This window comes from Mesorhizobium sp. WSM4837 (assembly GCF_055811435.1).
In genome coordinates this window covers 1-20,455 of record NZ_JBVVQE010000014.1, presented here as the reverse complement: position 1 = coordinate 20,455, position 20,455 = coordinate 1, and the positions used below count along the sequence as shown (strand labels likewise).

The following is a 20,455-nucleotide window of genomic DNA, read 5'->3' as shown; positions in this document are numbered from 1 at the left end:
AAGGACGCGCGGCGCTGTAGGACGATTGGGTCGATGAAGAATACTGCAAGCAAGCTGCTCAACTGGATCGAATTCCCGGTGCTTTTGTCCGGTCTGGTCATCGCCGGCGGGCTGTGGGGGTTCGAGGAACTGATGGAGGTGGCGCGGGACACCACGCCGCACGCCTTCGACACGGAAATCATGCTCGCCTTCCGTGAAGCGGGCCAGCCCGACAATCCGATCGGACCGCCATGGCTGGAAGGGGCGATGCGCGACATTACCAGCCTCGGCAGCGCCATCGTGCTCGGGCTGATCACAGTGGCGGTGATCGTCTATCTGCTACTGATCCACAAGCCGGGAGCAGCGTTTCTGGTCTTCGTCGCGGTGGCGGGCGGGCAGGCCCTGTCGAGCACGCTGAAGCTCGGAATCGATCGGCCGCGTCCCGACCTGGTCTCGCATCTCGCCGACGTGGCGACGCTTTCGTTTCCAAGCGGCCATGCGATGCTGTCGGCGGTGACATATTTGACGCTGGGCAGCATGGCGTCGCGTTTCCTGCCTGGGCGAACGACCAAGATCTATGTGCTGGCACTTGCCGTGCTGACAGCACTGCTCGTCGGCATCAGCCGCGTCTATCTCGGCGTTCATTGGCCATCGGACGTGCTGGCCGGCTGGTGCGCCGGCTTCGCCTGGGCGATGCTGTGCTGGCTGGTCGCATGGGCGTTCCAGCGATGGCGCGGGCAGACCGCCGGCGCCTGAACCGCCCGTTCCGAACGACGCTGCGCCAATTCTCCTCTAAGTTGCGGCGGCTGGGGCGTGCTGGCCCAGCGGGCGCGCAGGCTCGCCAAGATGCAAACGGCCTGGTGTGCACATGTCTGACATGTGCATGATGATGCTTGATCCATCACAATGATGGTATTATACATGGAATGCAGACTCAGACGGGGGTTTTTAGCCGATGATCACTGCCGCGCAGATGCGCGCCGCAAGGGCTCTGGCCGGCATCGATCAGAAGACGCTCGCCGAGCGCGCCGGGGTTTCGCTTCCAACCATTCAGCGCATGGAAGCGAGCGACGGCGTGGTCAGGGGCGTGGTCGATACGCTGATGAAGGTCATCCAGGCCCTCGACCGGGCCGGCGTGGAGCTGATCGGCGAGAACCAGGCCAGCGAGCGCGGCGGCAGGGGGGTGCGCCTCAAGCCGGTCGTGCCGCAGAACCCGCCAGGCTGAGCCGAAATAGAGTCGCGACGGCGACCGCCGACAGTCCTGCCGACGATCCCGCCGCCTGCTTGGTTTTATGCGTGGCCGCTGTGCACTTTTTGGCGGCATGCATCAGGAGCGGAAGGCAGTCCATGCATCGAACCCAGCGGGCAATTCATCAACCGGCGCAGCCGACATTTTCCGAACTGTTCACGCCGAAGCTGGCGACGGTGCTGCGCGAAGGCTACACATCAGAGCACTTCAAGGCCGATGCCATCGCCGGACTGACCGTGGCCATCGTGGCGCTGCCGCTGTCGATGGCGATCGCGATCGCATCGGGCGTGTCTCCGGAGCGCGGGCTCTACACTTCCATCATTGGCGGTTTCCTCGTCTCGGCTCTGGGCGGCAGCCGTTTCCAGATCGGCGGGCCGGCGGGCGCCTTTATCGTGCTGATGGCGGCAACCGTGGCACGGGTCGGCGTCGACGGGTTGCTGCTGGCGACGATGATGGCCGGCGTCTTGCTGCTCGTCATCGGCTACCTCAGGCTTGGCACCTACATCAAATTCATTCCTTATCCGGTGACCGTCGGCTTCACCGCCGGCATCGCCATCATCATCTTCTCCGGCCAGATCGTCGAGCTGTTCGGGCTAAAACTCGCCGGCAAAGAACCTGGACCGCTGGTGCCGAAGCTGATGGCGATCGGCGAGGCGGCCGGCACGATCAATCTCGCCGCCACCTTCGTCGCTCTGCTGACCATCGTCGCCATTGCCCTGATGAAACGGTGGCGGCCGAAATGGCCCGCCATGCTGATCGCCATCGGTCTGGCGTCGCTTGTCGTGGCGCTGTTTTCTCTGCCTGCCGAAACGATCGGCACGCGCTTCGGCGGTATCCCGCGCAGCCTGCAAATGCCGGCCTTTCCGCCGATCAGCTTCGGCAGGATGATCGACGTCCTGCCGGACGCCCTAGCCTTTGCGCTGCTCGGCGCGATCGAATCGCTGCTGTCGGCGGTGGTCGCCGACGGCATGACAGGAAGGCGGCACCGCTCCAACTGCGAACTCGTGGCGCAAGGCTTCGCCAACATCGCGTCCGCCCTGTTCGGCGGCATCTGCACCACCGGCACCCTAGCCCGCACCGCGACCAATGTGCGAGCCGGCGCGCATGGACCGGTCTCGGGCATGATCCACTCGGCCCTCCTGCTTGCCCTGATGCTGGTGGCGGCGCCGCTGGCCAGCTACATCCCGCTTGCAGCCCTTGCCGGCGTGCTGGCGGTGGTGTGCTGGAACATGTTCGAGAAGCAGGCCTTTGCCACGCTGCTGCGTGCCTCGCGCGGCGACGCGCTGGTGCTGGTGGCGACTTTCCTGATCGTCATCTTCCGTGATCTCACCGAAGGCATCGTCGTCGGCTTCGCGCTGGGCTCGATCCTGTTCATCGACCGCATGGCCAAGAGCATTGCGGTTGAGCCGGATCAGGGACTGGTGCAGGACGATGTCGCCGACAGAACCGGCGCCGCCAGCGCATACGATTCCAGCGAGGCCAGCGATGCCGACACCGTCGTCTACCGGATTTCCGGCGCCTTCTTCTTCGGCGCCGCCTCGACCGTCGCCACGGTGCTGGACCGCATCGCCGACCAGCGCAAGAACTTCATCCTCGACTGCTCGGCCGTGCCATTCTTCGATTCAACGGCGGCCAACGTCATCGAGAGCGCTGCCCACAAGGCGAGGCGCGCCGGCGTGCGCTTCATCATATCAGGCGCTTCGCCGCAGACACGCCGCATGCTGATCAACCACGGCGTCAAACGGCCGCTGGTGACATACGCCGCCTCGATCAGGGACGCGCGAGCGCAGTTGAAGAATGCCGCGCCGGGAGAGGTCTAACCCTCTCCTCATCGTCAGCGATGTCGGACGGACGCAAGCACCGCGTCAGGCAGCGGCGCCGGGCGCGCTGGCGTCTTCGTGCGGCGCGGCGGCCAGATCGGTGCGCGCCTTGCGCGCGAGTTTTTTTGTCGAGCGCCTGGGCCTGTCGCCGAACAGATCGGCTGCCGCCGCAAGACAGGTCTTTTTCAGGCTTTTCTCCGAGCGCTTCAACAGCTTGCTCAGCAGTCGCGTTTCCTGGGGAGAGCCGAGCGGCCGGTCGTGGGCCTCGAGAAGCGTGCGCAAGACGAACACATCATGCAGTTCGCCCAGCTTTTCGCCAAGTTCGTCGACCGCCTTGCGCCGTGCCTTGATCGGCGTCGGCCACAGCCTTCCAAGCAGCGACAGATGCATGCCGTGAGTCTTTGCCGCCTTGCGCAGATCATGGAAATCGTCGGCATCACCGCGGGAGCCCGCCTTGTCCAGCGCCTTTCTGGCGCGATGCAGAGTGATGCGGGCGCCTTCGGCAAGCACATCGGCGGCCTGTTCGGGCTGGTCGGGCAAGACCAGAGTATCGATGCGGCTGATGCCATCCTCGGAAGCGGCAGTCGCGGCAGCTATCGCGGCGCCGAGGCCAACTCCACCATGCAATTGGTGCTGGCGCGCCACCAGCGTGTCGCGAACGGCATCGAGACCGCCGCCGGCGCTTTGCTCGGGAAAGTTTTTTGCCAGCCGGTCGATGGTTTCAACCAGCGCGGTCGCCTCGCGCGGGCCGGCAAGCAGGGCAGCCACCTCTCGGTAGCATTGGTTCTCGGTACTGCAAAATGTTTCGTCTCCGGGACGGACCAGGCGCAGCAAGGCACGCACCTTCTTCAGCCGCCTGCGGCATTTGTGCAGCGCCTGCTCCGGCCTGTCATGCGCCGCGTCCAGATGGACGAGCGCCTTGCCGATCTCCTCAGCGAGGATGCGCCTGACCTCGCCGGTCAACGGCAGGCGCGGATCGATGCGATAGCTCATGCGGCGATCTCCGGAATCCCCTCGAGGGCGAGCGACGCGTTGTAGAACCTGTGCTCGCCGGTGACTTCGCGGCCGAGCCAATCTGGCAGCATTTCGCCCTGCACGTCCTGCGGCGTCTCAAGCTCGGCGACCACCAGACCGCTGAGCATCCCGCCGAAGACATCGACTTCATAGAGATGGCCGCGATGCCTAACATGGTGGCGTGTCTTCTCGATGACACGACCGATTGCGAAGGCCAGCATCTCTTCCGCATCCGCCAGAAGGATCGGATATTCGAATTCGTCGCGTTCGCGGGCCTTGCTGCCGAATTTGAGCGTCAGCTTTGCCGAGGCGCCGTCGCTGATACGCACGCGGACCGAGCGGTCGGGCGCGGCAACGAGATAGAACTGGCGAATGCGGATGTCCGCTTCGATCAGATCCCGCCAGCCATCGCCGGAGACCAGGAACTTGCGCTCGATTTCCTTGACCATGGCTCCACACTAAAGCGCGTGCGGCTGGAGATGGCAAGGTGGAGATAGGCTAGTATTGACTTTAATCATTCGATTGATTAAATGCTTGGTATGAGCAAGCCGACAAACGCCAAAATTCCGCGACGCGAGGCATCCCCCGCCGACATGACGCGCGCGGCTCTTGTTCGCGCAGCGCTAAAACTGTTCGGACGCCAGGGTTTCGACGGCACCTCGACGCGCGAGATCGCGGCTGAGGCCAGGGCCAACATCGGCTCGATCGCCTATCATTTCGGCGGCAAGGAAGGGCTTCGCAACGCTGCGGCCGACTATATCGTCGACACCATCCAGACCATTGCCGGCCAGGCGATCGGCAATCTGCAGGAGCCAAGCGAATCAGAAACGGGCGAACCAGAAACGGGCGACCCCGAAGCGGCGCGGGCACAACTGTTCACCGCGCTGGAGCGAATGGTGGCTTTCATCGTGGCACGGCCGGAGGCCGGCGAGATCGTGCAGTTCGTCCTGCGTGAGCTGTCGCATCCGACGGCGGCACTCGACCGCATCTATGACGGCGTGTTCGAGCCGACGCATCGCCGGCTCTGCCTGATCTGGGAGCAGGCGACGGGCGAGGCGGCCGAAAGCGAGGCTACCCGACTCACCGTGTTCACGCTGATCGGCCAGGTCGTCTATTTCCGCATCGGCCGCGAGGCGGTGATGCGCCGCATGGGCTGGCGCGCGATCGGCGACGCCGAGGCCACCAAGATCGCGGCGGCAGTGACGGATAATCTCGGCGCGATTTTGGCTCGGCGTCACTTAACCGACCGGAAGGATCGTAGATCATGAGTTTCCTCTGCTCTGTGCCGCTCGCCGCCCTGCTTTTCAGCACCTGCGCACCGGCGGCGCCGCTCGCCGTCGGCTATGTCGAGGGCGACTATGTGCTGCTCGCGCCGATCGAGGTGGCGCAGGTCGAGACGATTTCGGTCAAGCGCGGCGATCGCGTCGCGCCGGGCACGCCAGTGGTGACGCTGGAAAGCGCCGACGCAAAAATAGCCGTCGCGCAAGCCGAGGCGGCCCTTGCCCAGGCCCAGGCGCAACTTGCCGACCTGCAGGTCGGCAAGCGGCCGGAAGAGATTGAGGTGCTCAAGGCGCAGGTCGACATGGCCAAGGCGCAAGCCGCCGACGCCAAACGCAGATACACCCGCGCCAGCGATTTGTTCAAACGCGGCACTGGCACCCAGGCCGATCATGATACGGCTTCGGCGTCGCTGGAAATTGCCAACGCGCAGCTCGGCCAGGCGGAAGCCAATCTCGCTGTCGGAGGCCTGCCGGCGCGGCCCGAGACGATCAAGGCCGCCGACAATCAGGTCAGGCAGGCGCAATCGGCGCTGGAGCAGGCGCGCTGGCGGCTGTCGAAGCGTGTGCTGGCGGCGCCTTCGCCCGGCCGCATCAACGATGTGATCCGCTATCCCGGCGACACCGCCGGGCCGACCGCGCCGGGCATTTCGATTCTGCCGGACGGCGCGGTGAAGCTCAGCGTCTATGTGCCGGAAAGCGCGTTCTCGTCGGTGGAAGTCGGCACGCTGCTCAACGTCCATTGCGACGGCTGCGGGCCGGACGTGAAGGCTCGCGTCAGCTACGTGTCGCCGGACCCGGAATTCACGCCGCCGGTGATCTACTCGCTCGAGACCCGGCAGAAGCTGGTCTATCTGGTCGAGGCGCGGCCGGAGGGCGACGCCGGCGTGCTGCAACCGGGGCAGATCGTCGATGTCGAACTGGCGGATATCGGCAAATGAACGTCATCGACGTCCACGGCCTGGTCAAGCGTTTTGGTGACAAGACCGTCGTCGACCATGTGACGATGACGGTGGCCGAGGGCGAGATCGTCGGCTTCCTCGGCCCCAACGGCTCGGGCAAGACGACGACCATCCGCATCATGTGCGGCCTGCTGACGCCGGATGAGGGCGAAGGCACGGTGCTCGGCTTCGACATCCGCACCGACAGTCTGAGGATCAAGCGCGAAGTCGGCTATATGACGCAGAAATTCTCGTTCTACGAGGATTTGACCATCGCCGAAAATCTGGAATTCGTGGCGCGGCTCTATGGATTGAATCCGCTCAACGAGCATGTCGCCAGCACGCTGGAGGACCTTGGCCTCACTTCGCGCAAGGACCAGTTGGCCGGCACGCTGTCCGGTGGCTGGAAGCAGCGGCTGGCACTGGCCGCCTGCATCATGCACAAGCCCAGATTGCTGCTGCTCGACGAGCCGACGGCGGGCGTCGATCCGAAGGCGCGGCGTGAATTCTGGGACGAGATCCATCGGCTGGCCAGCGGCGGGCTGACCGTGCTGGTCTCCACGCATTACATGGATGAGGCAGAGCGCTGCCATCGCATCGGCTACATCTCCTACGGCAGGATGCTGGCCACCGGCACGGTCGACGAGGTGGTCAGGAATGCCGGGCTGACGACCTTCGTCGTGCAGGGTCCGCGGCTCGACCAGGTCGCTGCCGCACTCAGCGGCCGGTCCGGTGTCGACCAGGTGGCGCCGTTTGGCGCGACGCTGCATGTCGTCGGTTCCGACAAGACGGCGCTCGAGGCCGCCCTCGCCGATGTCGAGAAAGACCACAAGGGCGTCACGGTGACGTCGGGCGAGACCAGCCTGGAGGATGTGTTCATCCAGTTCATGTCCGGCTCGAAGGACAATATGGGATGAAAAACGGGATAAACAGCGTCTTTTCCTTCGCCAGACTCGGCGCGCTGCTGATCAAGGAGTTCATCCAGATGCGGCGCGACCGCATCACCTTCGCCATGATGCTGGGCGTGCCGCTGATGCAGCTGGTGCTGTTTGGCTATGCCATCAACAACGATCCGAAGAGCCTGCCGGCAGCCCTGGTGGCGATGAGCAGCGATCCTTACACGCGAGCCATGGTTTCGGCGCTGCAGACCACCGGCTACTACCGCTTCGACCATGTCGCGCAAAATGCCGCCGAGGCGGAATTCCTGATGGCGCGTGGCGACGTCGCCTTCGTCGTCACCATTCCCGCCGACTTTGCCCGGCGAGTCGAGCGCGGCGACCAGCCGCAAATCCTGATCGAGGCTGATGCGACCGACCCGGCAGTCGCCAGCGGGGCCATTTCGACGCTCGGCACCGTTGCCAACCAGGCGTTGCTCAGGGCGCGCGGCATGCAGGAGACGGCCGCCGAAGCCGCCCGAGGCCAGCTCGAAGTGGTGGTGCACCGACGCTACAATCCGGAAGGCATCTCGCAATACAACATCGTCCCCGGCCTGCTCGGCGTCATCCTGCAGATGACGATGGTGATGATGACCTCGATCGCGCTGACGCGCGAGACCGAGCGCGGCACGATGGAAAACCTTCTGGCGATGCCGTCCAGCCCGCTCGAAATCATGCTCGGCAAGGTGCTGCCCTATCTGGTGGTCGGCGCCGTGCAAGTGGCGGTGGTGCTGGCGGCGGCCAAGCTGCTGTTTGGGGTTCCCTTCACCGGGTCGTTGTCGCTGCTGCTTGCGGCGGTTCTGGTCTTCGTGCTGGCGCTGGTGCTGCTCGGCTACACCATCTCGACGATGGCGCGCACGCAGATGCAGGCACTGCAGCTCACCTTCTTCTTCTTCCTGCCGTCGATCCTGTTGTCGGGCTTCATGTTCCCCTATCGCGGCATGCCTGGCTGGGCGCAGATCTTCGGCGAGATCCTGCCGCTGACGCATTTCCTGCGCATCATCCGCGCGGTGATGCTGAAGGGCGCCGACCTGCCGGCGGTCGCGACCGAAATCGGCTGGCTGGTCGTGTTCGTGGCGCTGTTTGCCGGCGTGGCGCTGGTGCGGTTCCGCCGGACGCTGGATTAGGATCCAACTCAATAGCTCACGCAATGGTCGAGATGTCACCTTGGATGCATGACCATTCGGATCGAGATTTTATGCCGGTCTGGCCTGATCCGGGACCGGCGGCAATTCAGGCGCATCCAGTCCTTTGAAGGGATCGCGCCAGGCGTCGATCTCTTCAAGCTGGCGATACCAACGACTGACCGAAGGATAATCGTCGAGCGGCAATCTGGCGACATCGTTGAAAGGCAGAAACGTCGCCATTCGAAAGTCGGCATAGGAGACCGAGTTTTCGACCAGCCAGTCTCGCTCGGAAAGCGCGGCCTCAAGTGTTGCAGCGGCCGTGCGAAAGTCTCTCAGCCCCTCCTCAACCCGGTGCTGATCGATCGGGCCAATCCCATAGCGCTGCTTGGTGCCGCGTTCGAAATGCACGACGTCGCAAGCTCTTGCGAAGCTCTCTTTACCCCAACTGAGCCATCGGATCATCTCGGGTTCGTCGTCGCCGGTGCGCCAGAGATCCGAATGCGCGTCGCGTGAAAGCCGGCAGGCTATGGCGTCAGCCTCCCAGAGGCTGTTTCCCGAGCCTACGAGTATCGGCAATGAAAGATTGGGATTCAGCGGGCGATATCGCTCAGCCTGCCCGGGAGCGAAGGGCGATGCGAACTCGAAGTCGAGCTTTGCGTCGAGATAACGTGCCACGGCGACCGCGAGGCGAGGATTGGGATTGCGGCTGAAGAGCAGTTTCATTTCGTGTCAGCCTTTTTTGAATGGTGCCGGTTCGGTCGCCACCTAAGCCGCCGCCATGATCTCCGCATAGGTGCCGAAATCGACATTGCCGCCGGACAGCACCACGGCGACGCATTTGCCTGATAGCTCGATCTCGCCCGATGATAGCGCGGCCAGCCCGACGCAGCCGCCGGGCTCGACCACCAGCTTGAGATGGGCCATGGCGTCGCGCATCGCCTGTGCCGCCGCTCTGTCGGACACGGCAATGCCGCCGGCGAGATTCCTGCGGTTGATCTCGAAGGTGATCGCGCCCGGCTCGGCGGTGAGGAGCGCGTCGCAGATCGAAGTGTGGCCGGGTTCGATCGAAACCCGAGCACCTCTGGCCAGTGAACGACAGGTGTCGTCGAAATGCTCGGGTTCCACCGCCCAGACGGCGGTGCCCGGCGAGGCGTCCTTGACCGCGATGGAGATGCCGCTGCTCAGGCCGCCGCCGCCGCAGGGGATGACGACCGCGTCGAGGCTCACCCCGAGTGCTTTCGCCTGCGCCATCAGTTCGAGGCCGATCGTTCCCTGGCCGGCGATGATGGCCGGGTCGTCGAAAGGCGGCACCAGGACCATGCCCCGTTCCATGTACGGGCGAACCACCGCCATGCGATCGTCGCGAAACCGGTCGAACGGAACCACTTCGGCGCCCATTTTCCTGACATTGCCGACCTTCATTGCCGGCGCATCGGTGGGCATGGCGATAACCGCCTTGACGCCGAACATCGCCGCCGACGCGGCGACGCCTTGCGCGTGGTTGCCCGACGAGAAGGCGACGACGCCGCGGCTGCGCTGCTCATCGCTCAGCGACGACAGTTTGTTGTAGGCGCCGCGGAACTTGAACGAGCCGGTACGCTGCAGCGTCTCCGGCTTGAACAGGATCCTGGCGCCGAAACGTTTGTTCAGTTCCGGCGATTCGATCAGCGGCGTTTCGACGATCAGGCCGGACAATCGCGTTGCTGCGCGGTGGATATCGGCGATGCCGGGAGAGGTGGTCATGGTGAGGTCCTGCAGAATGAGACCGCCCCATGGTGCACGGAAAATCAGGCCGCGCACCACTGGAAAAATGTGACCGAGACAATTCGTGGATTGCGAGCAGAGAGTGGCGCTCCTCGCCGACCGCGCCTCACCCCAAAAGCGTCCGTTGCCGTTTGTCGCCGCCCATCTTGCGCCAGGTGTTGAACCGATGGGTGGCGGCGGCAAAGGATATCTTCATCTGCTGGGCAACCGAATAGCGCGACTTGCCCTCGTCGAACAGGCGGTAGCAGCATTCGACGCCCTCCTCGGTCAGCTTGCCGTCGGGTGCCTTGTTGTGCGGATTGGCGGGGTCGAATTTCTCGACCTGCTGTTCGACCAGGCCTTTCAGGCGCTGCAGATCGGCCTCTATGCTGGCGATCAGGTCGAGAACGGGTTTCGGGTCAAATGCATGGGTGGGCTGTTTTGCCGGCATCCGGGTTCCTTTCGCTTGGCTTAAGCCCACTATATAGGTGAACATTCGCCAATAATGAAGGGCGCTGGCGGAGGATTCCCGCAACCATAAATTTGAACCTCCGGCTACAAGCGATTGACCAACGGTGCACCAAACTCTAGTTTAGAATAATTCTAAACTAGGGCGGATTTCTCATGCTTTCCCGTGTTTTCGGTTTTGGTCGCCGTCCCTTCGAGTCGCTCTCGGAGCAAGAGATCCTGGCGCTCGCCATCTCTTCCGAAGAGGATGACGGGCGTATCTACCGCGCCTATGCCGACGGGCTGGCGGATAGGTTTCCGCATTCGGCCAAAGTGTTCGAGGAAATGGCGGAGGAGGAGGATGGCCATCGCGACTCGCTGATCGAGCTTCACCGCGAGCGTTTTGGCGAGCGCATTCCGCTGATCCGGCGCGAGCACGTAAAGGGCTATTACGAGCGCAAGCCCGACTGGCTGGTCCGGCCGCTCGGCATCGAACATGTGCGCCAACAGGCCGAGTCTATGGAGCGTCAGGCCTACCTGTTCTATGTCGAAGCGGCGAAACGCACCAGCGACGCCTCGACGCGAAAGCTGCTCGACAATCTGGCGGTGGCCGAACAGGGCCACGAGACGCTGGCGCAGCGGCTGGAGCAAAAGCATGTGTCGGGCGCGGTGAAAGCCGAGGAAGCAGCGGCCGAGCAGCGCCAGTTCATCCTGACCTATGTGCAGCCGGGACTGGCCGGGCTGATGGACGGATCGGTGTCGACGCTGGCGCCGATCTTCGCCGCCGCGTTCGCCACGCACGACACGTTCCAGACCTTCCTCGTCGGGCTTGCCGCCTCAATCGGCGCCGGCATCTCGATGGGCTTCACCGAGGTCGCCTCCGACGACGGCAAGCTGTCGGGCCGCGGCTCGCCGGTGAAACGCGGCATCACCACAGGCGTGATGACGGCGCTGGGTGGCCTCGGTCACGCGTTGCCCTACCTCATTCCGTATTTCTGGACCGCGACAATTCTCGCGGTCGTGGTGGTGTTCTTCGAACTGTGGGCGATCGCCTTTGTGCAGAACCGTTATATGCAGACGCCGTTCTGGCGCGCCACCTTCCAGGTGGTGCTGGGCGGCGCGCTGGTGTTTGCGGCTGGAGTGCTGATCGGGAATGCCTAGCAGCCCTCTTGCCTTCTCCCCTTGTGCGGGCCGAAGGGCGGGCGAGGCCCGTGACTCGCCCCGGGCGGTGGATCGGCGCGCAGCGCCGAGACGGAAGAGGGGTGTTGGACGGAGTACTGTCGGTGCCAAGCTGGAACACCCCTCATCCGTCGCCTTCGGCGACACCTTCTCCCACAAGGGGAGAAGGAAGAGCCGCCCCACTCACCCGTTCGCCGCCCGGCTGTCCTCAGGCGCCTCGGCCCGTTCGGTCAGGCCATAGTCGCGCACGACGTGGGCGATGCGCAGACGGTAGTCGGCAAAGATGCCGCCACGGCCGGCCCTCTGCGCCTGCCTATGTTCCTCCGTGTTGCGCCAGGCTATCACCGCTTCCTCGTCACGCCAGAACGACAGCGACAGGATGCGGCTCGGGTCGACAAGGCTCTGGAAGCGCTCGATCGACAGAAAACCGTCGATGCCGTCGAGCAGCGGGCGCAGGTCGGCGGCGAGGCCGAGATAAGCGTCGCGCTTGCCCGCTGCCGGCTCGACCTCGAAGATGACGGCGATCACAGTTTCACCAGAGGGGCATGCGGCCCGGATGCGAGTTTCAAAAAAGTCCGATGCTCTTTCAGGATGAATTTTTCACGCCGGGCGAACTCGTAATTGGCCTTGCCGACCGGGTCGGCAGCGAGCCTGATACGGTAGGCTTCGTAAGCCGCCAGGCTGTCGATGTTATAGGCGGCATAGGCTGTCGTGGCCGAGCCCTCATGCGGCGCGAAATAGCCGATCAGATCGGCGCCGCAGCGCGGGATCGCCTGGCCCCAGTTGCGGGCATACTCCTCGAACGCCGCCTTGCCGAACGGGTCGATCTCGTAGCGGATGAAGCAGGTGATGGTCATCTTTTGTCTCCTTGCTGAATCTGATTTGTTGCGGCGACAGTTCGAGCGGTGTCGAAACCTTCTTTGGTTCTATGTGCTAGGCAATTTTCCATGCTGATCACGCTTGCCAGAAGGATTTCGCGCATTCGCGGCGAACGTCTTGTGGCGTCAGGCCAAGATCGCGCAAAAGATGCTCGTCAATCTCGGCGAGGTCGAGGCGTTGCAGATGGCGGTCATACCACCGCGCCAGCAGCCGCAGATGCGCCCGGCGCAAGATCATGAACGGAGACGGCCGCCGGCCGAAGCGGCTGACAGGCACGGTGTGGAAAGCGGTTCTTGCGGTCATCGTCATCTCCTTGATCTCAGCGCAGGATAGTGGTTATCTGACGCCCATGCTTCGATGAAGGACGAACTATGCGTGAAGGACCAGATATAGCCCGCATCGCCAGCCTGGTCGGCGATCCGGCGCGGGCAAACATGCTGACCGCACTGATGGGTGGCACGGCGCTGACAGCGAGCGAACTGGCGCTCGAGGCCGGCGTGTCGCTGCCGACCGCCAGCTCGCATCTGTCGAAACTGATGGAAGGCGGGCTGCTGACGCTGGCGAGCCAGGGGCGGCATCGCTACTACGGGCTCGCCGGGCCGCAGGTGGCTGGCATGATCGAGGCGATCACCGGCGTCGCCGCCGCGGTCGGACCGCAGCGGGTGCGGCCGGGTCCGCGCGATGCGGCGATGCGCGTGGCGCGGGTCTGCTACGACCATCTCGCCGGCGAGCAGGCCGTGGCGATGCTGGACCGTCTAGTCGCTCGACAAGTGCTCCTGCGCGACGACAAGGAGATCCGGCTCGGGCCGTCGGCCGCCTCGCATTTTGCCGCGATCGGCATCGATGTCGAGAGCAAGGCGCGACGACCGGTGTGCCGGGCTTGCCTCGACTGGAGCGTGCGGCGCTCGCATCTGGCCGGCACGCTGGGCGCTGCCATCCTCGATAAGATCCTTCTGGAAAAATGGGCGCGGCGCGAGAAGGACAGCCGCGCGGTAATCTTCTCGCCGATGGGCAAGCAGGCCTTCGAGAGGGTGTTTCTCGCTTGATTGTCAGCCGCGCTTGAGTGGCTTGCCCTGCTTGAAAAAATCCGCCCAGGGATCGGCTTTCGCCAACTGTTTCAGCGTCGTCTTGTCGCCGATCGGAAATGCGTTCGGCGCCAACCCGGCCTCAACCTCGGCCCAAATCGCCGGCATCGATGCCGTGGCGCCCTTCTTGGCGCGCGACGAATAGGGGGCCACCGTGGTCGAGCCGCGGCCGTTGCGCAGATAGTCGACGAAGATCTTGCCGGTGCGCGCCTTCTTCGACAGCGTCGCTGTATACCGATCAGGGGCGGCCTGCTCGAGGGCACGGGCGAAATCATCGGCGAAGTCCTTCACCTCATCCCAATCCGCCGACGGTGTCAGCGGCACGACGACATGGTAGCCCTTGCCGCCCGAGGTCTTGACGAAATTCGGCAATGACAGTGCATCGAGCCGGCCGTGAATTTCGAGCGCCGCCGCGCGCACCGCTTTCACGTCGACGCCTTCGTCGGGATCGAGATCGAAGATGATCTGGTCCGGCTTGTCCAGTTCGTCGATGGTGCAGCCCCAGATATGGATCTCGACCACGCCGAGCTGGACCAAGGCAGCCACACCGTCGAAATCGCGGATGAACAGGATCTCCTCGCCGTCGGTCGGATCCTTCATCTTGGCGATCTTGTCATGCATGCCCGCGGAGGCATGCTTCTGAAAGAAGCGTTGGCCACTGACGCCGTCCGGTGCCCGCACCAGGCTGAGCGGCCGATTGACGACGAATTGTTGCATGCGCGGCCAGACCAAAGCGTAATGATCGAGCAGGCCCTGCTTCGATATCTTCTCCTGCGGCCACAGAAGCTTGTCCGGGTGAGAAAGTTTTATGACGGTGTCTGCCGCCTCCGTGGATTTGACAGCGGCGGATGTCTCGCCCTTGCCGCTGGCAGGCTTTGCCTTGCTGTCGGCCCTGCCAGCGGGTGCTTTCGGCTTTTCCTGCACGACTTCCTCCGCCGGTTTGTCCTCGCGCAATCCCTGGAACGAGCGTGGCGCACTGTACGGTCGAAGCCCAGGTACGGAAAGTGAGGCAAAGCCGGTTGTCCGGCGTTGCCTCGATCGAGCTTCTACTCGGCGGCCTGAAGGTTGACCTTGGCTTCCGCAATCTCGGTGAGCTTGCGGTCGGTCGCCTGCTCTTCCTTGATGTTGTTGGCCAGGACATTGGCGCAGTCGGTGCGGCCAAGCTGCTTGGCCCAGGAGATCAACGTGCCGTAGCGGGTTATCTCGTAGTGCTCGACCGCCTGAGCGGATGCGATCAGGGCGGCGTCGAGAACGCCCTTGTCGTCGATGTCGCCGCTGACTTCATCGGCTTCCTCGAGAATGCCGTCGATGGCCGGACAGTTGACCGTCTTGGCCTTCACGCCATGCAGTTCGAACACCTTCTCGACGCGCTCGATATGACCCTTGGTCTGGCCGAGATGCTTTTCAAGGCCGGCTTTCAGCTGCGGGTCGGTCGCCTTGTCGATCATCTTCGGCAGCGACTTCTCGATCTGTTTCTCGGCGTAATAGATGTCGCGCAGCGTGTGGACGAAGAGGTCGTCCAGCGTCTTGATGTCTTTCGAAAAGAAACCCATGGCTTTGCCTTTCCATTATTCTTGCTGTGTGGGGATTCCGGCGGCGGTTCCGCTCGGAAGCCGCTGGGCCGGGGTTAGTCCCGGCTCTCAGCGTCAACGTGCTTCTATCGGACGGGTTCCTGGCTTTCCCGAGTAATCAGGGAAATTTGCGCAAGCACGGAAATTTCGCGGCACCTGCCAAAGTTGAAACACAAGCGCGTCGGAGCGACATCCAAACGAAACATATGTGATGCAAAAGTCACACTAGCCGGAATGCCGACGAACTGCATGGAAAGACCCCGAATCAGCCGCATTCCAGCCACGAACCAAGGCCTTTTTGACCAAAGATTAACATCGTGTTCACCGAGTATTCACGCCTCGACGCTATGATCCCACGCAATTCGGAAGGGACATCCGAAATCGGGACAGGGACAGGGAAAATGAACTTCTTGACGCACCTCATCGGCTACGCTGCTGCCATCCGCGAATTCGTCGCGCCGACCTACCGGCCGGAGCGCTATTACATGCGCGGCCCAGGCCCCGCTTGCGCACGCCGCGGCCACACGCTCGGCATCAGCGCGCACTGATGACGACCATGGAAAGCCGTCACGATAGCCGGATCTGCAGGCCGGCCGCCGATCATCGTGCGACCACCTATCGCACGGAACGTCATGGGCTCGCCGACAGGCGGCGTGCGACAACGCCAAGGGTCTGAGTTTCCAGAATTTTGAGAATCTGGGGCTACGAGATTCTGGGGCTTAGATCTCGCCGCCGGCAAGCTAAGTGCCGTTTGACACCAGGCAGCCGGGACTCGCGTGACCGCCCAGTAGCTGCAAGATCCCTTCCGCCAAGTTGCCTCCGAAAAGCTAGAGCGGAATTGCGGTCGTCTCCTTGGCGGTTCGAATCACAAACATGGTGTAATACCGCGCCACATTCGTCCGATCTCGGAACAGCCGCTCGCACAATGTGTCGAACTCGTCCACATCCATCAGACGCAGCATAAGGACAGCGTCGGTCGAGCCGCTCACGCTGTAGGCCTGGACCACCACTGGTTCCATGGCGGCAAGCTCGAGGAAGCGGCGCATGTGCTGCTCGCCGTGGCGCTCCAGTTCGACCGTGACGATAGCCTTCATCCCCCTGCCGGCCTTGGCCGGATCAAGAAGCGCGACAACGCGGTCGATGACACCGACTGACTTGAGCCGCCGTATGCGGCGCAAGCAGCTGGAGGGTGAAAGCCCGACCTCCGCCGCCAGGTCGGCATTGGTTCGCGAAGCGTCTTCTTGCAAAAGCTTGAGAAGCTTCCTGTCGATCCGGTCCATTGCGGTCCTCCGTCGTCGTCTACCGGTCTGCAATTTTATTGCACAAGTCCGCAAATTTTGACCACAAATGCGAACCGTCTCACGGTAGACATTTGGCGTCAATCACGGAGACAATCGCCATGGCAGTGCAGACCGCCCTCTATCGAAAGACGCTGGAAACGCTTGAAATCTATTGGGAATTGGTTCGGATTATCGTTCCGGTCACGATAGCCACACAGATCCTGCAGGATCTTGGTGTCATCCGGGCGATCTCTCCGTTCTTCGCGCCTCTCATGACGCTGGTTGGACTGCCGCCCGAGCTCGCTCTTGCCTGGCTAACGGGGTTGCTGGTGGGAATTTGGGGCGCGGTGGTGACCGTGTTCACTCTGGCCCCGGTTTCGACGTTGAGCACTGCCGACATGACCGTTCTTTCAACCCTTTTGCTATTTGCGCATGCCATTCCGATTGAACAACGCATCATTCAGAAGGTTGGGCCAAGCTTCGTGGTCACTGCAGCACTTCGCATTGGCGGCGGACTGATCCTTGCCATGCTCCTGCACCAGATATTCGCAGCAACCGGATGGCTATCCGAGCCGCTGAAGCCGGCGTGGATACCAATGGTCGAAGGCACTGATTGGAGCAGTTTTTTTCCAGGCATGCTCAAAACCCTGGCAACCATGCTCGTCATCCTCCTCGCACTAAGCTGGCTGATCGAGCTACTCAAGATGTCGGGCATCCTGGGTTGGCTGAACAACGGGCTTTCACCGCTGTTTCGCCTTGCCGGCATCCAGTCACAAGCGGTGCCGTTCACTGCGGTCGGTCTGTTTCTTGGAATTTCCTATGGCGCGGGACTGCTGATCCGCGAGGCGCGCACGACCAGCGTAGACCCGCGCCAGATCTTCCTCTCTTGCGTGTTCATGGGCTTTGCCCACAGTCTTATAGAGGACACGCTGGTTGTCATCGCTCTGGGTGCAGACTTCACCAGTGTGTTTTTCGTTCGCCTGATCTTTGCCGTGCTCGCAACCGCGTTGATCGCCCGGGCAATCAGGTCGGCTTCCGACATTCTGTTTTTCAAAGCCTTCTTCCGCAAGGAAGAAAGTCGGCTCGCTCAGTCGGAATCCGGTTTTGGCGGCTAACGATGGAGCGTCTTTGGTCTGCTTATGTGGCTGTGCCCGGAACTCGACATCCGACAACGCCCTAGAGGACGAGGTCCCGCACCCGCTTGCCGACCGTCCGCTACCGCGGCTGGTACTAACCTTCGCACAGCTCCAGCACCGTCGTGTCGCCTGCCGCCTTGCCCAGTTCGCGGCAGCCCTGAACCGTGCACAGCGTCCAGCCTTCACCGGTCGCGCCGGAGGCCGCGAGCACAAGGCGCCGCTGCGGCGCCATCTTGGGTTTATAGACCCACCAACCGTCCCGCAGCACCGAGCCTTCCGGCGGTTCCATGCCGGCGCCCGAGCCCTTGATCCGTGCCTCGGCGATCTCCAAGCCGGAAGGCGTCACCTTCCAGTCCTCCTGCCAATGCGTCTTTTCCACCGAATGCGTCCAGGCGAGCGTGAAGGCGGCGACAGTGAGCGTCACCGTCTTGCCGGCTGCGAGGATACAGAGGCTCATGCGGTGCCGGTGGCCTGCCGCGCCCGCCAGCAGTGCCAGCCGATCCAGGCGACAGAGAGTGCCCACCCGGCTTCGTCGGTGACAGGCAGTGCGGCAACCAGCAGCACGCCGGCGGCGAAGGCGACGAGACGTTCCCACCAGGCCATGCGCCGGGCCAGGAACCCGACGGCGGCTGCGCCCCACAGGGCAATGCCCATGCAGGCCTTGGCGACGATATAGGCGACCTCGACGGGATAACCGAACTGGGCGGCGATCGGACCGGGGTCCTGCAGCATCAGCGCCGGGGTGTAGACCGCCATGAACGGCACGACGAAGCCGGCGACGGCAAGCTTGGTGGCCTGGATGCCGATCTTGAGGCCGCTCTCCTTGGCCATCGGCGCGGCGGCGAAGGCGGCCAGCGCCACCGGCGGAGTGAGGTCGGCCATAATGCCGAAATAGAAGACGAACATGTGGCTGACCACCAGCGGCACGCCGAGTGACAGCAGTGCCGGCCCGGCCAGCGACGAGGTGATGATGTAGTTGGGGATCGTCGGTATGCCCATGCCGAGCACCAGGCAGGTGAGCATGGTCAGCACCAGCGACAGGAACAGATTGTTCTCGCCGATGGAGATGATCCAGCCGATGAAGGTGGAGGCGATGCCGGTGAGCGTCAAGGTGCCGATGACGACGCCGACGATGGCGCAGGCGATGCCGACCGGCAGCGCGTTCTTTGCTCCCTCGGCTAGCGAATCTATGCATATCTGCAGCGTCTCGCGTCCGCCCCTGAAGGTGACGCAGGCGATGACGAGCCCGGCGATGACAAAACTGAGGATGTTGACGCCGAACCTCATGAAGGAGGCGGCGGCAAGCCCCAGCGCCAGCCAAAAGACGATGCGGAAGGCAAGCGGCCCGATCAAAGCCGCCAGCGGCGTGCCGAGGATGAGCACGATGGTCAGCGCCAGCCCCATGGTGCCGGCGAAGATCGGCGTATAGCCGGCAAACAGCAGATAAATGAGCGCGGCCAGCGGCAGCACCAGCGGCCAATGTCTTCTCACCGCGTGCCACGGATTGGGCAGGTCCGCCTTGGCCATGCCCTGCAGGCCGGCCTTGCCGGCTTCCAGGTACACCTGCCAGAAGCAGGCACCGAAATAGAGCAGCGCCGGGATGATCGCTGCCTTGACCACCTCGGCATAGGGGATGTTCAGCGTCTCGGCCATGATGAAGGCGACCGCGCCCATCACCGGCGGCATGATCTGGCCGCCCATCGACGAGGTCGCCTCGACCGCACCGGCGAAAGCCGAACGGAAGCCGAAGCGCTTCATCAGCGGGATGGTGAACTGGCCGCTGGCCACCACATTGGCGACGCCGGAGCCGGAAATGGTGCCCATCAGCGCCGACGACAGGACGCAGACCTGGGCCGGGCCGCCGCGCCACGTGCCGACCAGGCCAAGCGCGAAATCGTTGAACAGCGCGATCATGCCAGCGCGTTCGAGAAAGGCGGCGAAGACGACAAAGATGAAGATATAGGCGGCCGAGACGTAGACCGGCGTGCCGTATATGCCTTCGGTGCCAAAGGCGAAGGTGTCGATGAGCTGTGCGAAATCATAGCCGCGATGGATGAAGGGCGGCGGCAGGTGATTGCCGAAGGAAGCGTAGGCGAAAAAGATCAAGGCGATCAGGGCAAGCGGCAGCCCCATCAGCCGCCGCGCGGCCTCGAAGACCAGCACAACCAGCACCGTGCCGACGATCAGGTCCGGTGTGTTGAGGAAGCCGGAGCGCCGGATGAGATCGGCATAGAACACCCAATTGTAGAGGCCGGTGCCAAAGCCGAGCAGGCCGAGCGTCCAGAATGCTGCTTTCGCCGGTGTGCTTGTGGCGCGCAGATTGGCGATCAGGCCAAAGCCGAGCAGCAGCAAGAAGCCGACATGCATGGCGCGCACCACCTGGCTCGGCAGGCTGCCATAGGCGGCGATGTAGATCTGGAAGACGGAGAAGACGATGGCGATGAGAAAGGCGGCCTTGCCGGCGAAGCCGTCGCCGAAACCCGGCGGCAGCCCTTCGAGCGGGGCTTCGGCGGTGGGGGAAAGAACGGTCGGCGTTTCGGGATGGGCGTCGGTCATTGGCGGGTTCCTGGCGGGGCGCAATCCCTCCCCTTGAGGGGAGGGTGGACAGCCGCCGAAGGCGGATGGACGGGTGGGGTCGTTGCGGCAGTGCGCGGCCTGAACCGCCCCCCCCCCGCGCGCCGGGGGGGGCCCCCCCCCCCCCCCCCCGGCGGGGGGGGGGCGGGGGCCGGCCGCCGGGAGTTGGTGATGCTCAGAGACCCCCCGCCGGGAGCTGCCCCCCCCCGCGGGCCAGCG

Annotated in this window: 23 protein-coding genes and 1 pseudogene; 11 read left to right on the top strand and 13 right to left on the bottom strand. The window is 63.5% G+C overall.

Annotated elements, in window-relative coordinates; translation table 11 throughout:
* The first annotated feature begins 33 nt into the window (after positions 1-33).
* The 3 genes from AC0L3D_RS10540 to AC0L3D_RS10530 all read left to right on the top strand — a co-directional run bounded on the left by AC0L3D_RS10540 (position 34) and on the right by AC0L3D_RS10530 (position 3,048).
* The gene (locus AC0L3D_RS10540; protein ID WP_023801412.1) at positions 34-735 is read left to right on the top strand and encodes a phosphatase PAP2 family protein; all 702 of its coding nucleotides are present in this window, start codon (positions 34-36) and stop codon (positions 733-735) included.
* Between the two features lie 199 nt (positions 736-934).
* On the top strand, positions 935-1,204 hold the full coding sequence (locus AC0L3D_RS10535; protein ID WP_023801411.1) for a helix-turn-helix domain-containing protein: 270 nt from the start codon (positions 935-937) through the stop codon (positions 1,202-1,204).
* Between the two features lie 122 nt (positions 1,205-1,326).
* Positions 1,327-3,048 (top strand): SulP family inorganic anion transporter, encoded by a 1,722-nt coding sequence (locus tag AC0L3D_RS10530; protein ID WP_473644183.1) that lies wholly within the window; start codon positions 1,327-1,329, stop codon positions 3,046-3,048.
* A 45-nt stretch (positions 3,049-3,093) separates the two neighbouring features.
* Here the strand turns inward: AC0L3D_RS10530 and AC0L3D_RS10525 are convergent, their stop codons facing one another.
* Both AC0L3D_RS10525 and AC0L3D_RS10520 read right to left on the bottom strand, forming a co-directional pair.
* Positions 3,094-4,041 carry a CHAD domain-containing protein gene (locus tag AC0L3D_RS10525; protein WP_473644181.1) on the bottom strand — a complete coding sequence of 316 codons (948 nt, stop codon included), beginning with the start codon at positions 4,039-4,041 and terminating at the stop codon, positions 3,094-3,096.
* Positions 4,038-4,511: a CYTH domain-containing protein gene (locus AC0L3D_RS10520; protein ID WP_023801408.1), complete on the bottom strand. Its 474-nt coding sequence runs from the start codon at positions 4,509-4,511 to the stop codon at positions 4,038-4,040. The genes AC0L3D_RS10525 and AC0L3D_RS10520 overlap by 4 nt, the downstream gene beginning before the upstream one ends.
* Before the next feature lie 90 nt (positions 4,512-4,601).
* On the opposite strand from AC0L3D_RS10520, the gene AC0L3D_RS10515 reads away from it, so the two are divergent.
* From AC0L3D_RS10515 to AC0L3D_RS10500, 4 genes are read left to right on the top strand one after another with little or no spacing between them, the layout of a single operon-like run.
* On the top strand, positions 4,602-5,330 hold the full coding sequence (locus AC0L3D_RS10515) for a CerR family C-terminal domain-containing protein (protein WP_473644179.1): 729 nt from the start codon (positions 4,602-4,604) through the stop codon (positions 5,328-5,330).
* Entirely contained in the window at positions 5,327-6,280 is a 954-nt protein-coding gene (locus tag AC0L3D_RS10510) for an HlyD family secretion protein (protein WP_473644177.1), read from the top strand. The genes AC0L3D_RS10515 and AC0L3D_RS10510 overlap by 4 nt, the downstream gene beginning before the upstream one ends.
* On the top strand, positions 6,277-7,197 hold the full coding sequence (locus tag AC0L3D_RS10505) for an ABC transporter ATP-binding protein (RefSeq protein WP_473644175.1): 921 nt from the start codon (positions 6,277-6,279) through the stop codon (positions 7,195-7,197). Before AC0L3D_RS10510 ends, AC0L3D_RS10505 begins: the two co-directional genes overlap by 4 nt.
* 8 nt (positions 7,198-7,205) lie before the next feature.
* The gene (locus AC0L3D_RS10500) at positions 7,206-8,342 is read left to right on the top strand and encodes an ABC transporter permease (RefSeq protein ID WP_023801404.1); all 1,137 of its coding nucleotides are present in this window, start codon (positions 7,206-7,208) and stop codon (positions 8,340-8,342) included.
* Between the two features lie 69 nt (positions 8,343-8,411).
* Here AC0L3D_RS10500 and AC0L3D_RS10495 read toward each other — a convergent pair whose 3' ends face one another.
* From AC0L3D_RS10495 to AC0L3D_RS10485, 3 genes are all read right to left on the bottom strand, one after another.
* Complete coding sequence (locus AC0L3D_RS10495; RefSeq protein ID WP_023801403.1) at positions 8,412-9,065, bottom strand: glutathione S-transferase family protein; 654 nt, start codon at positions 9,063-9,065, stop codon at positions 8,412-8,414.
* Between the two features lie 42 nt (positions 9,066-9,107).
* Positions 9,108-10,085: a threonine/serine dehydratase gene (locus AC0L3D_RS10490; protein WP_287066681.1), complete on the bottom strand. Its 978-nt coding sequence runs from the start codon at positions 10,083-10,085 to the stop codon at positions 9,108-9,110.
* A gap of 127 nt (positions 10,086-10,212) precedes the next feature.
* Positions 10,213-10,536 carry a hypothetical protein gene (locus tag AC0L3D_RS10485; protein WP_473644172.1) on the bottom strand — a complete coding sequence of 108 codons (324 nt, stop codon included), beginning with the start codon at positions 10,534-10,536 and terminating at the stop codon, positions 10,213-10,215.
* Positions 10,537-10,709: 173 nt separating this feature from the next.
* On the opposite strand from AC0L3D_RS10485, the gene mbfA reads away from it, so the two are divergent.
* Positions 10,710-11,693, top strand: a complete 984-nt coding sequence (gene mbfA / locus AC0L3D_RS10480; RefSeq protein WP_287237768.1) for an iron exporter MbfA — start codon at positions 10,710-10,712, stop codon at positions 11,691-11,693.
* A 201-nt stretch (positions 11,694-11,894) separates the two neighbouring features.
* Here mbfA and AC0L3D_RS10475 read toward each other — a convergent pair whose 3' ends face one another.
* The 3 genes from AC0L3D_RS10475 to AC0L3D_RS10465 form a co-directional block, all read right to left on the bottom strand.
* The gene (locus tag AC0L3D_RS10475; RefSeq protein WP_473644170.1) at positions 11,895-12,239 is read right to left on the bottom strand and encodes an antibiotic biosynthesis monooxygenase family protein; all 345 of its coding nucleotides are present in this window, start codon (positions 12,237-12,239) and stop codon (positions 11,895-11,897) included.
* Positions 12,236-12,568 carry an NIPSNAP family protein gene (locus AC0L3D_RS10470; RefSeq protein WP_473644168.1) on the bottom strand — a complete coding sequence of 111 codons (333 nt, stop codon included), beginning with the start codon at positions 12,566-12,568 and terminating at the stop codon, positions 12,236-12,238. The genes AC0L3D_RS10475 and AC0L3D_RS10470 overlap by 4 nt, the downstream gene beginning before the upstream one ends.
* Positions 12,569-12,665: 97 nt before the next feature.
* The gene (locus AC0L3D_RS10465) at positions 12,666-12,893 is read right to left on the bottom strand and encodes a DUF1127 domain-containing protein (protein ID WP_473644166.1); all 228 of its coding nucleotides are present in this window, start codon (positions 12,891-12,893) and stop codon (positions 12,666-12,668) included.
* Between the two features lie 68 nt (positions 12,894-12,961).
* Here AC0L3D_RS10465 and AC0L3D_RS10460 point away from each other — a divergent pair, with 68 nt between their 5' ends.
* Positions 12,962-13,636 carry an ArsR/SmtB family transcription factor gene (locus AC0L3D_RS10460; RefSeq protein ID WP_023801396.1) on the top strand — a complete coding sequence of 225 codons (675 nt, stop codon included), beginning with the start codon at positions 12,962-12,964 and terminating at the stop codon, positions 13,634-13,636.
* Between the two features lie 3 nt (positions 13,637-13,639).
* On the opposite strand, the pseudogene ligD reads toward AC0L3D_RS10460, so the two are convergent.
* A pseudogene (gene ligD, locus AC0L3D_RS10455) lies at positions 13,640-14,661 on the bottom strand (DNA ligase D); the annotation flags it as partial.
* A gap of 60 nt (positions 14,662-14,721) precedes the next feature.
* The gene (locus tag AC0L3D_RS10450) at positions 14,722-15,228 is read right to left on the bottom strand and encodes a YciE/YciF ferroxidase family protein (protein WP_473644165.1); all 507 of its coding nucleotides are present in this window, start codon (positions 15,226-15,228) and stop codon (positions 14,722-14,724) included.
* A 419-nt stretch (positions 15,229-15,647) separates the two neighbouring features.
* Between AC0L3D_RS10450 and AC0L3D_RS10445 the strand changes: the two genes are divergently transcribed.
* Positions 15,648-15,794 carry a hypothetical protein gene (locus tag AC0L3D_RS10445; RefSeq protein ID WP_023801394.1) on the top strand — a complete coding sequence of 49 codons (147 nt, stop codon included), beginning with the start codon at positions 15,648-15,650 and terminating at the stop codon, positions 15,792-15,794.
* A 279-nt stretch (positions 15,795-16,073) separates the two neighbouring features.
* Here AC0L3D_RS10445 and AC0L3D_RS10440 read toward each other — a convergent pair whose 3' ends face one another.
* Positions 16,074-16,526 carry an Lrp/AsnC family transcriptional regulator gene (locus AC0L3D_RS10440; RefSeq protein WP_473644163.1) on the bottom strand — a complete coding sequence of 151 codons (453 nt, stop codon included), beginning with the start codon at positions 16,524-16,526 and terminating at the stop codon, positions 16,074-16,076.
* Positions 16,527-16,645: 119 nt separating this feature from the next.
* Here AC0L3D_RS10440 and AC0L3D_RS10435 point away from each other — a divergent pair, with 119 nt between their 5' ends.
* Entirely contained in the window at positions 16,646-17,641 is a 996-nt protein-coding gene (locus AC0L3D_RS10435) for a nucleoside recognition domain-containing protein (protein WP_473644161.1), read from the top strand.
* A gap of 115 nt (positions 17,642-17,756) precedes the next feature.
* Here AC0L3D_RS10435 and AC0L3D_RS10430 read toward each other — a convergent pair whose 3' ends face one another.
* Both AC0L3D_RS10430 and AC0L3D_RS10425 read right to left on the bottom strand, forming a co-directional pair.
* On the bottom strand, positions 17,757-18,119 hold the full coding sequence (locus AC0L3D_RS10430) for a DUF1850 domain-containing protein (RefSeq protein WP_031255764.1): 363 nt from the start codon (positions 18,117-18,119) through the stop codon (positions 17,757-17,759).
* Positions 18,116-20,218, bottom strand: a complete 2,103-nt coding sequence (locus AC0L3D_RS10425) for a TRAP transporter permease (RefSeq protein WP_473644160.1) — start codon at positions 20,216-20,218, stop codon at positions 18,116-18,118. The genes AC0L3D_RS10430 and AC0L3D_RS10425 overlap by 4 nt, the downstream gene beginning before the upstream one ends.
* Positions 20,219-20,455 lie beyond the last annotated feature (237 nt).

What these genes read in the sequence shown, in the direction of transcription:
- AC0L3D_RS10465 (WP_473644166.1), bottom strand. Translation starts at nt 12,893, where the DNA reads ATGACCGCAAGAACCGCTTTCCACACCGTGCCTGTCAGCCGCTTCGGC.
- AC0L3D_RS10515 (WP_473644179.1), top strand. Translation starts at nt 4,602, where the DNA reads ATGAGCAAGCCGACAAACGCCAAAATTCCGCGACGCGAGGCATCCCCC.
- AC0L3D_RS10540 (WP_023801412.1), top strand. Translation starts at nt 34, where the DNA reads ATGAAGAATACTGCAAGCAAGCTGCTCAACTGGATCGAATTCCCGGTG.
- AC0L3D_RS10460 (WP_023801396.1), top strand. Translation starts at nt 12,962, where the DNA reads ATGCGTGAAGGACCAGATATAGCCCGCATCGCCAGCCTGGTCGGCGAT.
- AC0L3D_RS10470 (WP_473644168.1), bottom strand. Translation starts at nt 12,568, where the DNA reads ATGACCATCACCTGCTTCATCCGCTACGAGATCGACCCGTTCGGCAAG.
- AC0L3D_RS10445 (WP_023801394.1), top strand. Translation starts at nt 15,648, where the DNA reads ATGAACTTCTTGACGCACCTCATCGGCTACGCTGCTGCCATCCGCGAA.
- AC0L3D_RS10525 (WP_473644181.1), bottom strand. Translation starts at nt 4,041, where the DNA reads ATGAGCTATCGCATCGATCCGCGCCTGCCGTTGACCGGCGAGGTCAGG.
- AC0L3D_RS10425 (WP_473644160.1), bottom strand. Translation starts at nt 20,218, where the DNA reads ATGACCGACGCCCATCCCGAAACGCCGACCGTTCTTTCCCCCACCGCC.
- AC0L3D_RS10440 (WP_473644163.1), bottom strand. Translation starts at nt 16,526, where the DNA reads ATGGACCGGATCGACAGGAAGCTTCTCAAGCTTTTGCAAGAAGACGCT.
- AC0L3D_RS10485 (WP_473644172.1), bottom strand. Translation starts at nt 10,536, where the DNA reads ATGCCGGCAAAACAGCCCACCCATGCATTTGACCCGAAACCCGTTCTC.
- AC0L3D_RS10435 (WP_473644161.1), top strand. Translation starts at nt 16,646, where the DNA reads ATGGCAGTGCAGACCGCCCTCTATCGAAAGACGCTGGAAACGCTTGAA.
- AC0L3D_RS10430 (WP_031255764.1), bottom strand. Translation starts at nt 18,119, where the DNA reads ATGAGCCTCTGTATCCTCGCAGCCGGCAAGACGGTGACGCTCACTGTC.
- AC0L3D_RS10535 (WP_023801411.1), top strand. Translation starts at nt 935, where the DNA reads ATGATCACTGCCGCGCAGATGCGCGCCGCAAGGGCTCTGGCCGGCATC.
- AC0L3D_RS10505 (WP_473644175.1), top strand. Translation starts at nt 6,277, where the DNA reads ATGAACGTCATCGACGTCCACGGCCTGGTCAAGCGTTTTGGTGACAAG.
- mbfA (WP_287237768.1), top strand. Translation starts at nt 10,710, where the DNA reads ATGCTTTCCCGTGTTTTCGGTTTTGGTCGCCGTCCCTTCGAGTCGCTC.
- AC0L3D_RS10450 (WP_473644165.1), bottom strand. Translation starts at nt 15,228, where the DNA reads ATGGGTTTCTTTTCGAAAGACATCAAGACGCTGGACGACCTCTTCGTC.
- AC0L3D_RS10530 (WP_473644183.1), top strand. Translation starts at nt 1,327, where the DNA reads ATGCATCGAACCCAGCGGGCAATTCATCAACCGGCGCAGCCGACATTT.
- AC0L3D_RS10520 (WP_023801408.1), bottom strand. Translation starts at nt 4,511, where the DNA reads ATGGTCAAGGAAATCGAGCGCAAGTTCCTGGTCTCCGGCGATGGCTGG.
- AC0L3D_RS10495 (WP_023801403.1), bottom strand. Translation starts at nt 9,065, where the DNA reads ATGAAACTGCTCTTCAGCCGCAATCCCAATCCTCGCCTCGCGGTCGCC.
- AC0L3D_RS10490 (WP_287066681.1), bottom strand. Translation starts at nt 10,085, where the DNA reads ATGACCACCTCTCCCGGCATCGCCGATATCCACCGCGCAGCAACGCGA.
- AC0L3D_RS10510 (WP_473644177.1), top strand. Translation starts at nt 5,327, where the DNA reads ATGAGTTTCCTCTGCTCTGTGCCGCTCGCCGCCCTGCTTTTCAGCACC.